General features: G+C 46.6%; 11 protein-coding genes and 1 tRNA gene. 6 read left to right on the plus strand and 6 right to left on the minus strand.

Going from position 1 to position 12,901, the window contains the following annotated elements:
- Positions 1 to 2: 2 nt before the first annotated feature.
- Positions 3 to 779 (minus strand): ferredoxin--NADP reductase, encoded by a 777-nt coding sequence (locus tag ICN10_RS07170; protein ID WP_215348661.1) that lies wholly within the window; start codon positions 777 to 779, stop codon positions 3 to 5.
- A 166-nt stretch (positions 780 to 945) separates the two neighbouring features.
- Between ICN10_RS07170 and ICN10_RS07175 the strand changes: the two genes are divergently transcribed.
- Positions 946 to 1,422: a disulfide bond formation protein B gene (locus tag ICN10_RS07175; RefSeq protein WP_216214120.1), complete on the plus strand. Its 477-nt coding sequence runs from the start codon at positions 946 to 948 to the stop codon at positions 1,420 to 1,422.
- A gap of 47 nt (positions 1,423 to 1,469) precedes the next feature.
- Here the strand turns inward: ICN10_RS07175 and lysS are convergent, their stop codons facing one another.
- The 4 genes from lysS to ICN10_RS07195 form a co-directional block, all read right to left on the minus strand.
- On the minus strand, positions 1,470 to 3,020 hold the full coding sequence (gene lysS, locus ICN10_RS07180) for a lysine--tRNA ligase (protein WP_216214121.1): 1,551 nt from the start codon (positions 3,018 to 3,020) through the stop codon (positions 1,470 to 1,472).
- A 33-nt stretch (positions 3,021 to 3,053) separates the two neighbouring features.
- Positions 3,054 to 4,158 (minus strand): peptide chain release factor 2 gene (gene prfB, locus ICN10_RS07185; protein ID WP_216214130.1). Its coding sequence is split into 2 segments (ribosomal slippage): positions 3,054 to 4,076 and positions 4,078 to 4,158, totalling 1,104 coding nucleotides; the frame shifts between segments, so codons are not numbered across the junction.
- A gap of 34 nt (positions 4,159 to 4,192) precedes the next feature.
- Entirely contained in the window at positions 4,193 to 5,944 is a 1,752-nt protein-coding gene (recJ, locus tag ICN10_RS07190; RefSeq protein WP_216214132.1) for a single-stranded-DNA-specific exonuclease RecJ, read from the minus strand.
- A 21-nt stretch (positions 5,945 to 5,965) separates the two neighbouring features.
- Positions 5,966 to 6,922: a hypothetical protein gene (locus ICN10_RS07195; RefSeq protein ID WP_255536831.1), complete on the minus strand. Its 957-nt coding sequence runs from the start codon at positions 6,920 to 6,922 to the stop codon at positions 5,966 to 5,968.
- 67 nt (positions 6,923 to 6,989) lie between these two features.
- Between ICN10_RS07195 and ICN10_RS07200 the strand changes: the two genes are divergently transcribed.
- The 5 genes from ICN10_RS07200 (at position 6,990) to ICN10_RS07220 (ending at position 12,666) form a co-directional block, all read left to right on the plus strand.
- The gene (locus ICN10_RS07200; RefSeq protein ID WP_216214136.1) at positions 6,990 to 8,252 is read left to right on the plus strand and encodes a lipoprotein-releasing ABC transporter permease subunit; all 1,263 of its coding nucleotides are present in this window, start codon (positions 6,990 to 6,992) and stop codon (positions 8,250 to 8,252) included.
- The gene (locus tag ICN10_RS07205; RefSeq protein WP_216214139.1) at positions 8,245 to 8,940 is read left to right on the plus strand and encodes an ABC transporter ATP-binding protein; all 696 of its coding nucleotides are present in this window, start codon (positions 8,245 to 8,247) and stop codon (positions 8,938 to 8,940) included. Before ICN10_RS07200 ends, ICN10_RS07205 begins: the two co-directional genes overlap by 8 nt.
- A gap of 11 nt (positions 8,941 to 8,951) precedes the next feature.
- Positions 8,952 to 9,788 (plus strand): TatD family hydrolase, encoded by an 837-nt coding sequence (locus ICN10_RS07210; protein WP_216215255.1) that lies wholly within the window; start codon positions 8,952 to 8,954, stop codon positions 9,786 to 9,788.
- 115 nt (positions 9,789 to 9,903) lie between these two features.
- Complete coding sequence (locus ICN10_RS07215) at positions 9,904 to 12,267, plus strand: DNA internalization-related competence protein ComEC/Rec2 (protein ID WP_370626219.1); 2,364 nt, start codon at positions 9,904 to 9,906, stop codon at positions 12,265 to 12,267.
- A gap of 27 nt (positions 12,268 to 12,294) precedes the next feature.
- A complete protein-coding gene (locus ICN10_RS07220) occupies positions 12,295 to 12,666 on the plus strand; it encodes a glycine zipper family protein (RefSeq protein WP_216214141.1) in 372 nt (123 codons plus the stop codon).
- A 99-nt stretch (positions 12,667 to 12,765) separates the two neighbouring features.
- On the opposite strand, the gene ICN10_RS07225 is transcribed toward ICN10_RS07220, so the two are convergent.
- Positions 12,766 to 12,842 (minus strand) — tRNA-Met (locus ICN10_RS07225).
- Between the last annotated feature and the right edge of the window lie 59 nt (positions 12,843 to 12,901).

Genomic DNA, 12,901 nt, shown 5'->3' on the forward strand with positions numbered 1-12,901 from the left:
AATTATTTCTCTACAAATGCACGTTCAAAGACGTAATCGCCGAGTTGACCAAGGCTTGGTGAAACCTTAAATCCTTTGGCATCAAGCATCTCAGAGGTTTCTTTAAGCATAGAAGGGCTACCGCAAATCATGGCGCGATCGACTGCCGGATCAAGCGGTGGCAAGCCAATATCTTTAAAGAGTTGACCGGATTCAATCGCAGTAGTGAGGCGACCAGTGTGCTTGAAGGCTTCGCGCGTCACTGTTGGGTAATAAATGAGTTTTTCGCGAATGAGTTCGCCCAAGTATTCATCTTGAGTGAGCTCATTTTTAATGTAGTCCTCATAAGCTAATTCGCTTACTAGACGTACGCCATGGATAAGAACAACCTTTTCAAACTTCTCATACGTTTCTGGATCGCGAATGATGCTCATAAATGGTGCAAGACCAGTGCCAGTGCTGAATAAGTAAAGGTGCTTGCCTGGATTTAAGTCATCCAATACCAAGGTGCCGACAGATTTCTCGCTAACGAGAATTGGGTCGCCAACTTGAATCTTTTGCAGACGTGAAGTTAAAGGACCGTCTTGAACTTTAATACTCAGGAACTCGAGATGCTCTTCGTAGTTAGGGCTAGCAACGCTATAGGCGCGTACCAAAGGTTTGCCTTCAACCTCCAGGCCAATCATTAAGAAATGACCGCTACGAAAGCGCAAACCCTTATTGCGGGTAGTCGTGAAGCTAAAAAGAGTGTCATTCCAGTGGTGAACTGACAAAACGGTTTCGGTGTTGTATGCGGCCATAAATGCGTATTAATTAGAGGGTGGCAAAGTGATAATTATCCCATTCTTAAAGCTTTAAATTGAGCCCATTCCCACCAAAAATAGGACTCTGTAGTGATATAGATCAGACTTTTAGTAATAAAGAGCATGTTTAGAGGGGGTAAAGCCTATTGGCTATCATCTAGTAATGAAAAGAATCCAGTACTTATTCCTGTCCTTTTTTAGTTTGGGCTTGGTGATGTTTGCCATTGTCTTGCAGCAGGTTGGGTACCAAGGCGTCAGTTTCATGCCATGTCCTTTGTGCGTTTTGCAAAGGGTTGGCTATCTCGGGATCGCCTTTTCTTGTTTGTTAGCTGCCTGTATTACACCCTTTAGAAAGTTATTTCATGGCTTGGCAATTTTGGCTGCTGGATATGGCGCCGCAGTAGCAGGCCATCATGTTTGGCTCTTGTCTCACCCAAGTGAATCCTGCGGAATAGATCCTTTGGAGACTTGGATTAATCAATTTCAGCTAGCGAATAATCTTCCTTGGTTATTCAAAGCGGATGGTTTGTGTTCTGCAAAGCTCCCGGCTATTTTGGGATTACAAGTACCAGAGTGGTCCTTGCTGTGGTTTACGGTTCTCTTGTTGATATTGTTAATTACCTTCTTTAGGAAATCCTAATTAATAAAAAAGGCACCCTAGGGTGCCTTTTTCTACTCTAGAAATAATTACTCTTCTTCGCGACGCAGATGTGGGAACAGAATCACATCACGAATATTTGGTGCATCGGTAAGTAACATGACTAAGCGATCGATACCAATACCGCAACCGCCAGTTGGAGGCATGCCGTACTCGAGTGCGCGAATGAAGTCATGGTCAAAGTACATTGCTTCTTCGTCACCCGCTTCTTTTTGCTCTACTTGTTTGCGGAAGCGATTGGCTTGATCTTCTGCATCATTTAACTCAGAGAAGCCGTTGGCAATTTCACGGCCAGTAATAAAGAGTTCGAAACGCTCAGTAATTCCCGGGCGGGTATCAGATTCTCTTGCGAGTGGGCTTACCTCGATTGGGTAATCAATGATGTAAGTCGGCTCCCAGAGGTGCTCTTCAGCAACCAATTCAAATAGTGCTAATTGGAGTGCGCCAATGCCTGCATTCTTGAGGGTTGGGGCATCTGGATTCTCACCACCTTTTTTCAATTCAGTGCGAATGAAGTTGATGTCATCAAGCTGGGCTGCTTCATAGCTCTTGCCTGACTGACCGCAGTACTTGAGGATAGCTTCAGTAATGGTCAAGCGTTGGAATGGCTTGCTCAAATCAAGTTCACGGCCTTGATGAGTTAATACAGCTGTGCCTTGTGCATCGATTGCTGCAGCACGAATTAATCCTTCAGTGAAGTCCATGAGCCAACGGTAATCAGTGTAGGCTGCATAGAATTCCATCATTGTGAATTCTGGGTTGTGACGCGGGCTTACGCCTTCATTGCGGAAGTTGCGATTGATTTCAAAGACGCGCTCAAAACCACCAACTACTAAACGCTTGAGGTAAAGCTCAGGAGCAATACGCAAGAACATTTGCATATCGAGAGCATTGTGGTGAGTAATGAACGGCTTAGCTGCTGCACCACCAGGGATGGGATGGAGCATCGGTGTTTCAACTTCCATGAAGTCGGCATCTAGCATATGTCGACGTAATGAGGCGATCGCGTTACTACGTGCTTTAAATGTATTGCGGCTTTCTGGATTAACAATCAAGTCTACATAGCGTTGACGATATTTAGTCTCTAGATCTGATAGGCCGTGGAACTTATCTGGCAATGGACGCAATGACTTGCTGAGGAGGCGCAAGTTACTGCACTCAACAGACAGCTCGCCTTTATTAGTCTTGAACAGATTGCCTTCAGCGGAGATAAAGTCACCCATATCCCAATGCTTGAAGGCGCCATGGACATCGGCACCACTCAACTCATCATTGATATAGAACTGAATTTGTCCACTGCGATCTTGGATGGTTGCAAAGCTCGCTTTACCCATCACACGCTTGAGAACCATACGTCCAGCAACTTTGACATGAACCTTCTTTGCTGCTAACTCTTCCTTGGTGAGGCTGTCATAGTGCGCATGTAGGTCAGATGCCAAATGCGTAGGAACAAAGTCATTTGGGAATGCAACGCCGCCAGCGCGAAGCTTAGAGAGCTTTTCACGGCGCTCGGCAATGATGTGATTCTCATCGACTACTTCAGTAGCTGCGGCATTATCTAAATTAGTTTTATCGTTCATGTTTATCGCGGTGCAGTAATGGGTATGGGGTTATTACACGCCTTGTTTCAGGCTGGCTTCAATAAAGGCATCGAGATCGCCATCCAATACTTTCTGGGTATTCGAAATCTCAACGTTAGTACGTAAATCTTTGATGCGGCTTTGATCTAGGACGTAAGAGCGGATTTGATGGCCCCAACCTACATCTGTCTTGGTGGCTTCTAGCTTGTCTTGTTCGGCGCGACGCTTTTGCATCTCATGCTCATAGAGGCGAGACTTCAGCATGGTCATAGCCTCAGCACGGTTGCGGTGCTGGCTTCGGTCATTCTGACACTGCACCACAATACCAGTCGGAATATGGGTTAAGCGTACTGCTGAGTCAGTTTTATTGATGTGCTGACCACCCGCACCAGAGGCGCGATAGGTGTCTGTACGAATATCAGCGGGATTGACTTCAATCTCAATCGAATCATCAATCTCTGGGTAAACATAGATAGAGGCAAATGAAGTGTGACGACCATTTGATGAGTCAAATGGTGATTTACGCACTAAACGATGTACACCAGTTTCTGAGCGGAGGTGACCATAAGCATATTCACCATCAACTTTGATAGTTGCGCTTTTAATGCCGGCAACATCACCATCAGATTCCTCGAGAATTTCAGTTTTATAGCCTTTGCGTTCGCAATACTTGAGATATTGGCGATAGAGCATGCTGGCCCAGTCACAGGCTTCAGTACCGCCAGCGCCTGCTTGAATATCGATAAAGCAATTGCAAGAATCCATCTCATTGTGGAACATACGACGGAACTCAAGGTCGCCAATAATCTTGCTGTAGCCTTCAACATCTTTCTCAATGGCGGCGATCGTTTCAAAATCGCTTTCCTCTTTGGCCATATCAAACAACTCAAGAGCGCTAGTAATGTTGGTATTGAGATCGGCAAGAGTGGCAACCACGCCATCGAGCAATTTCTTTTCTTTGCCCAGCGCTTGTGCTTTCTTTTGATCATCCCAAATCGTGGGATCTTCCAGTATTGAATTAACTTCGGTAAGGCGACGTGACTTTACGTCGAAGTCAAAGATACCCCCGAAGAGCTTGCTCACGGGTGAGCAGATCGGACAAGGTATTCGAAATAATATTTAGTTGTTCAGCTTCCATCCCCTAATTATAAGGGGGTTATTGCTGCAGACCCTCAGGCTCCAGAGGCCTCATCATGGGCTTCAATCATCAGCTGAACGCGAGCTTGACCTTGATAGCGGTCGGTGACCAATCGATAGGCTAGCCTGGCTTTGGCAGGCAGGCTTTGTGTGCGGTTAAACCAAACTGCTGTCAATGGCTTGGAGCTAGCCCCAAGCCCCAGGGGTCGAACCATCAACCGTAGATGCTTTTCTTTCATGAGGCTTTGCTGGGAAATCTCAAATTCTCCGTAGAAAACAGGCTGAGGGAAGCCTTGACCCCAGATTTCTTCCGCTAATAGGTCGCCAATTTCCGAGGTAAATTCAGAAGGATCTAAACCACCATCATGTGCATGGCGGCGCTCGAGTAATTCATCTGTGAGCAGTTCTGATGCAACTTGCTGAAAGCAGGTATCGAATTTCTCAAAATCTTCTTTGCGAATAGTTAATCCAGCAGCCATTGCGTGGCCACCAAATTTCAGGATTAGTCCAGGTTCGCGTTTAGAAACTAAATCTAGTGCATCTCTTAAATGAAAGCCTGTGAGTGAACGACCCGATCCTCGTAATTCTTCTCCGGTATTGCCATCAGCTGGTGCAAACACAATTGCAGGACGATTAAAACGTTCTTTCAGGCGTGAGGCAACAATGCCTACAACGCCTTGATGCCATTCTTGATTCCACAAGCAAATACTATTGCGCTCAGACATAGTTCCAGAAAGCTGATCTTCAGCCAGATGGGAGAGTGCAGTTTCCTGCATGCCTGATTCAATCACGCGGCGTTCGCGATTGATACGATCAAGCTCGTGCGCAAGTGTCATTGCTTCATCGGCGTTATCGGTGAGAAGCAAGCGGATGCCTAAGGTCATATCCGCCAGACGACCAGCTGCATTGAGTCTGGGGCCGATAGCAAAGCCTAAGTCAAAGGTATTGGCCTTACGTGGATCACGTGTAGCTGCCTGAAATAGTGCTTGAATTCCTGGTTGAGATATTCCCGCGCGGATACGCTTTAAACCATTGGAAACGAGTACTCGATTGTTGCGATCGAGTTGTGCAACGTCTGCGACCGTTCCTAAAGCAACCAGGTCTAAAAGATTTTCTACCTTGGGTTGAGTTTCACTGGTAAATTTACCGCGCTTGCGTAGTTCAGCACGTAGCGCAACTAATAAATAAAACATCACGCCAACACCGGCGAGCGCTTTACTTGGAAAAGTACAGCCCGGTTGATTAGGATTGACGATTGCCAGTGCTTTGGGTAAATGATCTCCAGGTAGGTGATGATCAGTGACGATAACTTCCATCCCAAGCTCTTTGGCGCGATTAACACCGGCTTCACTTGCGATACCGTTATCAACAGTAATGAGATATTTGGGTTTAGGGGTTTGCTGTGCTGCTAATTCCACCACTTCGGGGGTCAGTCCGTAACCCATCGTAAAGCGATTGGGCACCAGAAATTGAATCGGAGTATCTGCTCCACCTAGCATGCGTAAGCCTCGGAGACCAACAGCGCAGGCGGTAGCCCCATCGCAGTCGTAATCAGCAACGATGAGCATCGGCTCTTTTTTCTCGAGAATATCGGCTAGTAAGCTTGCTGTATTAATGCAGTTCTTCAGCTCAACCGGTGAAATCAACTGCTTTAAGTCCAGCGAGAGCTCCTCAGGAGACTGCAGACCGCGTGCAGCATAGAGCCTAGCTAGCAATGGATGCAAGCCACTCTGCGCCAACCAGGTTGCAGTACGTTCTGAAAATGGGCGTTGAGAAAATAGGCTCATACGAAACTCATGCGTTAACCATCACTGAGTGATTTCTTTCCAGGTCAGAGGCTCTGACTTTTTCCAGAAGGCCCAAGATTTTTTATAAAGATCTTTGACTGTAAGAATGCGCTCACGAACCTTTCCTTTTGGAAAGTCAATCAGAGCAACTTCATCGATTTGTTTTTTTATTAATGCTGCACTGAGTTGTGGCCATGCCAATTGAGGTTGCTCAAGCCAAGCAAAGGAGCCAGCTAGATTATTTTCATTCAAAGTCAATTCGTGTGGAAGGTCTAAAAGCCTTGCCAAGCCAGTCAGTATGGGGTGCTGACCCATCAAACACCGTGATTGTTTTAATGCTTCTGGCGCTCGAACATCACTCAGTTTGCCAATACCACTAATCCAGAGCGAGTTAATGCTGGGCATGCCACGTTGTTCGCGTTCTTCGTTTACTGGACCAATATGCCAGAGCATCTGAATTTCATTTTGGAGTTTGCGCCAACGCTTAGCGATACCTTCTTCGTGGGTATCTCGCGGCATCCACCAATCAATATTGCGGCCATGTGCTTGATCAATGCTATAGCTAGCAAGACTAGAAAAAGGTCCTGCAGGAATAAACCAATAGTGCTGGTTTTGGAAAAGGACAGAGTTCTGAAAATCCTCTTCTATGAATGGGAGCGCAGCATTGAGTAGTTGGGCGGATTCTTCTACCGTCAGGTCAATCTGGTTTTGCCCCATCAAAATGAGATGGTCTCGTGTGGCGTGTAGATGAACTGGTTGTAGGCAGGCAATGACTTCGGTTGGATTGACTGCTTGATTGGATTGCCCAAGTAGCAATACTGGGGCAAGTGGCATCGCTTCCCCGAGCAAAAAGCGCTCATGGGGTAGACCTTGCCTTGGGCCATCCTTACTTTCAGGCTCGTCCAAGACGTCTTCCCCTGAAAGTAACAGGGTAAAGCGGCGAACTTGGCCTGGGGTGGGGGTGGAATTAGCAGTCATTCCCCTGATTTTAGGTGGCATTTGAGTATTCCATCAGTTTGCCCGCGCGATTCACTAAACTGTGGCTATGTTGAGACTTCCTATTGAGCTAGAAATTGGCCTGCGCTATACCCGATCTAAGCGTCGCAAGACGGTGGGAAGGCGTGATGGCTTCCTATCCTTTATCTCCGGAATCTCTACCGCAGGTATTGCTTTGGGGGTGGCTTCACTGATCGTAGTTCTCTCTGTCATGAATGGCTTTCAGAAAGAAGTGCGGGATCGCATGTTGTCAGTTCTATCCCATGTTGAAATTACCGCACCTGATGGCTTGGCAAACTGGGAGCCGCTAGCACTTAAGGTGGCGGCCCAACCCCATGTAATTGGTGTGGCACCCATGGTGAGCTCTCAAGGGCTTCTTAGTCGTGAGAGCATGATGCGCGGTGTAGCAATTCGCGGCATCTTGCCAAGCGAAGAAGGCAAAGTATCTGACTTACCAAAGCAATTTGTTGCAGGCAGTATTGATGATTTAAAGCCAGGAAGTTTTGGCGTTGCCTTAGGCGCACAGCTGGCAGCAATTGTTGGTGCACACGTTGGCGATCGTATTAATTTAATTGTTCCTGAGAGTGATTTAACTCCAGCGGGTGCTATGCCTCGTATGCGCACACTTCAGGTGGTTGGCATTGTGGATAGCGGCCATTATGAATATGACAGCTCTTTAGCCATCATGCATTGGAAGGACGCTGCTGCCTTATTAAGGCTTCGTGATCCATCTGGCTTGCGCGTCAAGGTCGATGATATGCAGCGTGCGCCAGAGGTTGCTAATGAGTTGGCAGCTATCGTGCCTCAAGCTCTATGGGTAACTGACTGGTCAAGGTCTAACCGTAATTGGTTTGCAGCAGTACAGACTGAGAAAAAGATGATGTTCATCATCCTGACTTTAATTATTGCTGTTGCGGCATTTAATTTGGTGTCTACCTTGGTGATGACGGTGAACGAGAAACAGGCTGATATTGCCATTCTGAGAACAATGGGTGCTAGCCCCGGACTTATTCAGAGAATATTTTTAATTCAAGGTTTATCGATTGGTTTGTTGGGATCTTTAGCCGGGGTTGGTTTAGGCTTGCTAATTGCACTCAATATTGATGTCATCGTTCCAGTGATTGAGGCAATCTTCCGAGTGCAATTTTTGCCACGTGAGGTGTACTTCATTAGCGAGCTACCTTCTGATGTCAGAGCTAGTGATGTACTAACGGTTGGCTTGATGGCTTTTGGCCTGTCTGTATTGGCAACTCTATATCCAAGCCGCAGAGCGGCTAAGGTTCAGCCAGCGGAGGCTTTACGTTATGAGTAATGTAGAGAACTTAGTACTCAAAGCCAGAGGCCTGGCTAAGACTTATGGTCAAGGACCGACTGCAGTTGAGGTTCTTAAAGCAATTGATTTGGATGTCGCGCCTTCAGAAAAGCTTGCCATTGTTGGATCCTCGGGTTCTGGCAAGAGCACTTTGTTACATCTTCTTGGTGGTTTAGATAATCCAAGCTCCGGTTCAGTGGTTTTGGCTGGCTCGAATTTGAATAACTTATCAGTGAAGAAATTGGATCAGCTGCGTAATCACAGTCTGGGCTTCATTTACCAGTTCCATCACCTCTTAGATGAATTTAGCGCTGCCGAGAACGTTGCATTACCGCTGCGTATCCGCGGCCTGAGTAATGATGAGTCAATGGATCGCGCCAGCAAAATGCTCAAAGCGGTTGGCTTGTCAGCTCGTGAGCTTCATACTCCTGGCGAGCTATCGGGTGGAGAGCGTCAGCGCGTCGCCGTTGCTCGTGCCTTGGTTGGTAATCCTGCTTGCGTTCTAGCGGATGAGCCTACAGGTAACCTAGATACTGAGACAGCTGACGGTGTATTTGATTTGATGTTGAATATTGCTCGCGACCAAGGCACTGCCTTTGTGATCGTGACTCATGACCCTATACGCGCTAAACGTTGCGATCGGATTTTGCATTTAGAGCGTGGAGTATTAAAGCCATTCTCGGTGTGAGTAGACATCCCATGTGGATCGATACCCATTGCCATCTAGATGCTCCTGAGTTTGCGGACTCATTGCTTGCAGTTATCCATGCTGCCCAAGAAAAAAACGTTAAAGCAATACTTCTGCCTGCTGTGAAGGTGGCCGACTGTGCCCACGTAAAAGAATTGGCTCATCAATATAGCCAAGAGATTCCTGGTTTGGTTTACACCCTTGGAATTCATCCTTTGTATACGAATCAAGCGCAAGAGAGTGATATCGCTACGCTTGAGAAGCATATTGTTGAATCACTTTCTGATCCCCGTTTTGTGGGTGTAGGTGAAATTGGTTTGGATTATTTTGTCGAGGATCTGGATCCTCATAAGCAGGAATTCTTTTTCAATGTGCAATTGGATTTAGCACAAAAGTATCAATTACCTGTAGTCCTGCATGTGCGTCGCTCACAGGATGCAATCCTAAAAGCTTTGCGTCGCCGCAATATCACTGGTGGTATTGCCCATGCTTTTAATGGCAGCTTCCAGCAGGCCGAACAATTTATTGAGCTTGGGTTTAAGTTAGGCTTTGGTGGTGCAGCTACCTATGAGCGTGCCCTGCAAATTCGAAGACTCTTAAAAGAATTACCGCTAGATAGCATCGTGACTGAAACGGATTCTCCTGATATTCCGCCTGCGTGGCTCAGAGAAGAAGGCATTGCCTTTAATGAACCCGCTTTTGTTGAGAGAATTGCAAAAGAATTGGCATTGATTCGAGATATTAATGATGCTGAGTTTGCTTCTGCGGTTTGGGCTAATGCGATGCAAGCATTGCCGCGCTGGTCAGCTCTCTGCGCTGATCTACCCAATCTCAATCTAGCCTCTTAATTCATTGCGTTTAGCCATTACGGCGTTTATCGCCGGGGGATCGCTCCTTCTCTTTTTGCCGCAAGTTCCCGAAAATTGGGTATTTGCCTATATCACATTCAGCGCTCTATGTTTGTTGGTAATTTACTTTACTCATCAATCTACGCTGATTAAAAAGATTGCAATCATAGGTTTGCTATTCATAATGGGGTTTGCATGGAATGCTCGATATGCTGAAAACCGCTTGGAAAATATTCTTGCAATAGAGTTGGAGGGCAAAGAGTTAAATCTTGAGGGCAGGGTAGCAGCTTTGCCGCAAAGTAATTCGTCGGGAGCAAAGTTTTCTTTTGAGGTTGACAGCGCTAGTTTGGGCAAAGAAGTTCTTAATCTATTTCCAAGACGAATCTACTTAAGTTGGCAGCCCGCCTGGAGAAATCCTCAAGAAATTCCGGACATCATTCCTGGTCAGCGCTGGAAGTTCAAGTCTAAGTTAAAGCGTCCTTATGGATCTCTTAATCCTTATACCTTTGATTTTGAGCGCTGGTCTTTTCATCAAGACTTTGGCGCAAGTGGCTCAGTCAGGGCGGGGGAGTTATTGCTAGATAAAGATATCGCTTGGACTGAGATTGAGTTGCGTATGGAGCTGATGCGTTGGCACTTGCGTAAAAAGATACGGTCTATGCTTCCAGATGATGCAAGGTATGTAGGTGTACTCATTGCTTTAGTGATGGGTGATCAAAATGCAATCAACCAGGATGATTGGCAAGTGTTTAACGCAACTGGTATTGGGCATCTCATTTCCATATCAGGGTTACATGTCACGATGTTGGCTGGTGTTGGCGCTTCTTTTGCGGCCTTTATTTGGCGTAGACGTACTTGGCCCCTGATTGCACCAGTTAGCAAGGTTGCAGCACTCTCTGGATTTATCACAGCATTTATTTACGCATGGTTGGCTGGCTTTCAGATACCCGCACAGAGAACCATGTACATGGTCGGTGTTGTAGCGTTTGCTTTATGGACCGGTAGAAATCCTCGATCGTTTGACATCTGGTGGTGGGCCTTGGCTTTTGTGCTGCTCATTGATCCTATGGCTCCTTATACCCCAGGCTTTTGGTTATCTTTTGGTGCGGTAGCGGCCATCTTGTATGCGATGGGCGATTCGTCTGGTTTGCTGGGCATTCCCACCGGGAAGGAGTTGCAAGTTCATTGGACTCTTCGCACTGCTCAAGCATTGCGTGAGGCATGCCGTGTACAAGCCGTTGTCACATTGGCGCTGTTGCCATTTACTTTGTATTGGTTTTATCAAGTTTCTGTTGTTTCGCCGTTAGCAAATGCTTTTGCCATACCCTTGGTAAGTTATATCGTGACGCCGTTGGCAATCATCGGAGCAATACTCCCGGAATTCTTTGGGCGCTGGTTAATGTGGCCTGCTCATGCAGCTATGGAATATTTAGCAATTGCTCTTGAATGGATGGCGAATTGGAGTTGCTCTGTAGTTTGGTCAAGGCAACCAGAGTGGTGGCTGTTGCTAGCCGCCGGAGTGGGTATTGTTTATGCGATCCCTCCAGGCGAAATTATGGATACATGGAAGCAAAGATTGCTAGGCATTGCTTTTTCCGTACCGTTATTTATTTCACCCCTCCAGCTATTGAGCGCATCTCGAATTTCTCAAGGAGAATTTAGAGCAAGCGTTTTAGATATCGGCCAGGGTACTGCAGTACTCATTGAAACTAAGAATAGAAGGCTGCTGTACGACACTGGACCCATTCAAGGCAAAAAAGATGATGCCGGACAGAGAATTATCTTGCCGTATTTGCGAGGCAGGGGGATTGATCATATCGATCGCATGGTGATTAGTCATAGTGATAGTGATCATGTGGGTGGCGCTGCAACACTACTAAAACATATTCAGTTTGATTCCATGATGGGATCTTTGCCTAGCAACAATCCATTGCTGCAAAATTTGCAGCAGAGAAGGATTCCTAGCATTCCTTGTCGTTATGGACAGCGCTGGATATGGGATGGCGTGGAGTTTGTGATCTGGCACCCTCATGAAGAAACGGTATTTCAGGAGCAATATCCTGGAAAACCCAATGAGATGAGCTGTGTGCTGGAAGTGCGCAATACGCAAAGCTCGCTTTGGTTAACTGGTGATGTTGAAAAACAGGGTGAAGCAGAAATTACAGAGCGGCTAGATGCAGAAATGCTTAAGGAAATTGGCGCAAGGGAGCTGATATTTATGGCACCCCATCATGGCAGCAAAACATCTTCTTCATTGGCGCTTCTAAAACAATTAGATCCCGATCAAGCATTTGCGCAAAATGGTTATCGAAATCGATATGGGCATCCACATCCGGATGTGACAGCGCGTTACAGGGGTTTAGATATTCCTTTTTATCAAACTCCAGAAACAGGATTTCAGACTTGGTTATTTAAAAATACTGCTAAGTCTTCGACACATTTTTGGAGGCATGATATAAAACGACTATGGCATCGCTAGATGTGGAATTAAATAAAGGATTTGCATATGAACAAGCTACTCGCCTTATCTTCTTTGGTGGTTGCTGTAACAGTTGGCTGCGCTGGGGCGAATGTGCGCCCACTGGTGGATATGAAGGGCGTCAATGAGGCGGCATACGAAAAGGATCTAAGTGATTGCCAGGCTTACGCCCAACAACAGTCGGGCATGGGCGAGAATGCGGCCAAAGGTGTCGGCGCTGGTGCTGTGGTTGGCGGATTATTGGGGTTGGTAACTGGCGGCAATGCCTCTGGTATCGCCCAAGCTGCAGGTGCGGGTGCAGTTATTGGCGGAGCAGGCGGCGCTTTTACCGGCAATCAAGCCCAAGAAGCAGTAGTTAAGAGATGTTTAAGTGGGCGCGGTTACAAGGTTTTGAATTAAACCCAGCCCTAAATAGTCCAAAAGCCCGAGAAATCGGGCTTTTTTGTTGCCCAGAAAAGCAAAAAGCCCTTAATAATTAAGGGCTTAGTACGTAAATCTTGGTTGCGGGGGCAGGATTTGAACCTACGACCTTCGGGTTATGAGCCCGACGAGCTGCCAGACTGCTCCACCCCGCGTCTGAAGCTGAAATTCTACCATTTTTTGGGGGTCACTGTCGAGGTATTCCTGCAAATAA

This window comes from Polynucleobacter sp. 86C-FISCH, assembly GCF_018882415.1.
Taxonomy (GTDB): Bacteria; Pseudomonadota; Gammaproteobacteria; order Burkholderiales; family Burkholderiaceae; genus Polynucleobacter.

What these genes read in the sequence shown, in the direction of transcription:
- ICN10_RS07195 (WP_255536831.1), bottom strand. Translation starts at nt 6,922, where the DNA reads ATGACTGCTAATTCCACCCCCACCCCAGGCCAAGTTCGCCGCTTTACC.
- ICN10_RS07200 (WP_216214136.1), top strand. Translation starts at nt 6,990, where the DNA reads ATGTTGAGACTTCCTATTGAGCTAGAAATTGGCCTGCGCTATACCCGA.
- ICN10_RS07205 (WP_216214139.1), top strand. Translation starts at nt 8,245, where the DNA reads ATGAGTAATGTAGAGAACTTAGTACTCAAAGCCAGAGGCCTGGCTAAG.
- recJ (WP_216214132.1), bottom strand. Translation starts at nt 5,944, where the DNA reads ATGAGCCTATTTTCTCAACGCCCATTTTCAGAACGTACTGCAACCTGG.
- ICN10_RS07175 (WP_216214120.1), top strand. Translation starts at nt 946, where the DNA reads ATGAAAAGAATCCAGTACTTATTCCTGTCCTTTTTTAGTTTGGGCTTG.
- lysS (WP_216214121.1), bottom strand. Translation starts at nt 3,020, where the DNA reads ATGAACGATAAAACTAATTTAGATAATGCCGCAGCTACTGAAGTAGTC.
- ICN10_RS07210 (WP_216215255.1), top strand. Translation starts at nt 8,952, where the DNA reads ATGTGGATCGATACCCATTGCCATCTAGATGCTCCTGAGTTTGCGGAC.
- ICN10_RS07170 (WP_215348661.1), bottom strand. Translation starts at nt 779, where the DNA reads ATGGCCGCATACAACACCGAAACCGTTTTGTCAGTTCACCACTGGAAT.
- ICN10_RS07220 (WP_216214141.1), top strand. Translation starts at nt 12,295, where the DNA reads ATGAACAAGCTACTCGCCTTATCTTCTTTGGTGGTTGCTGTAACAGTT.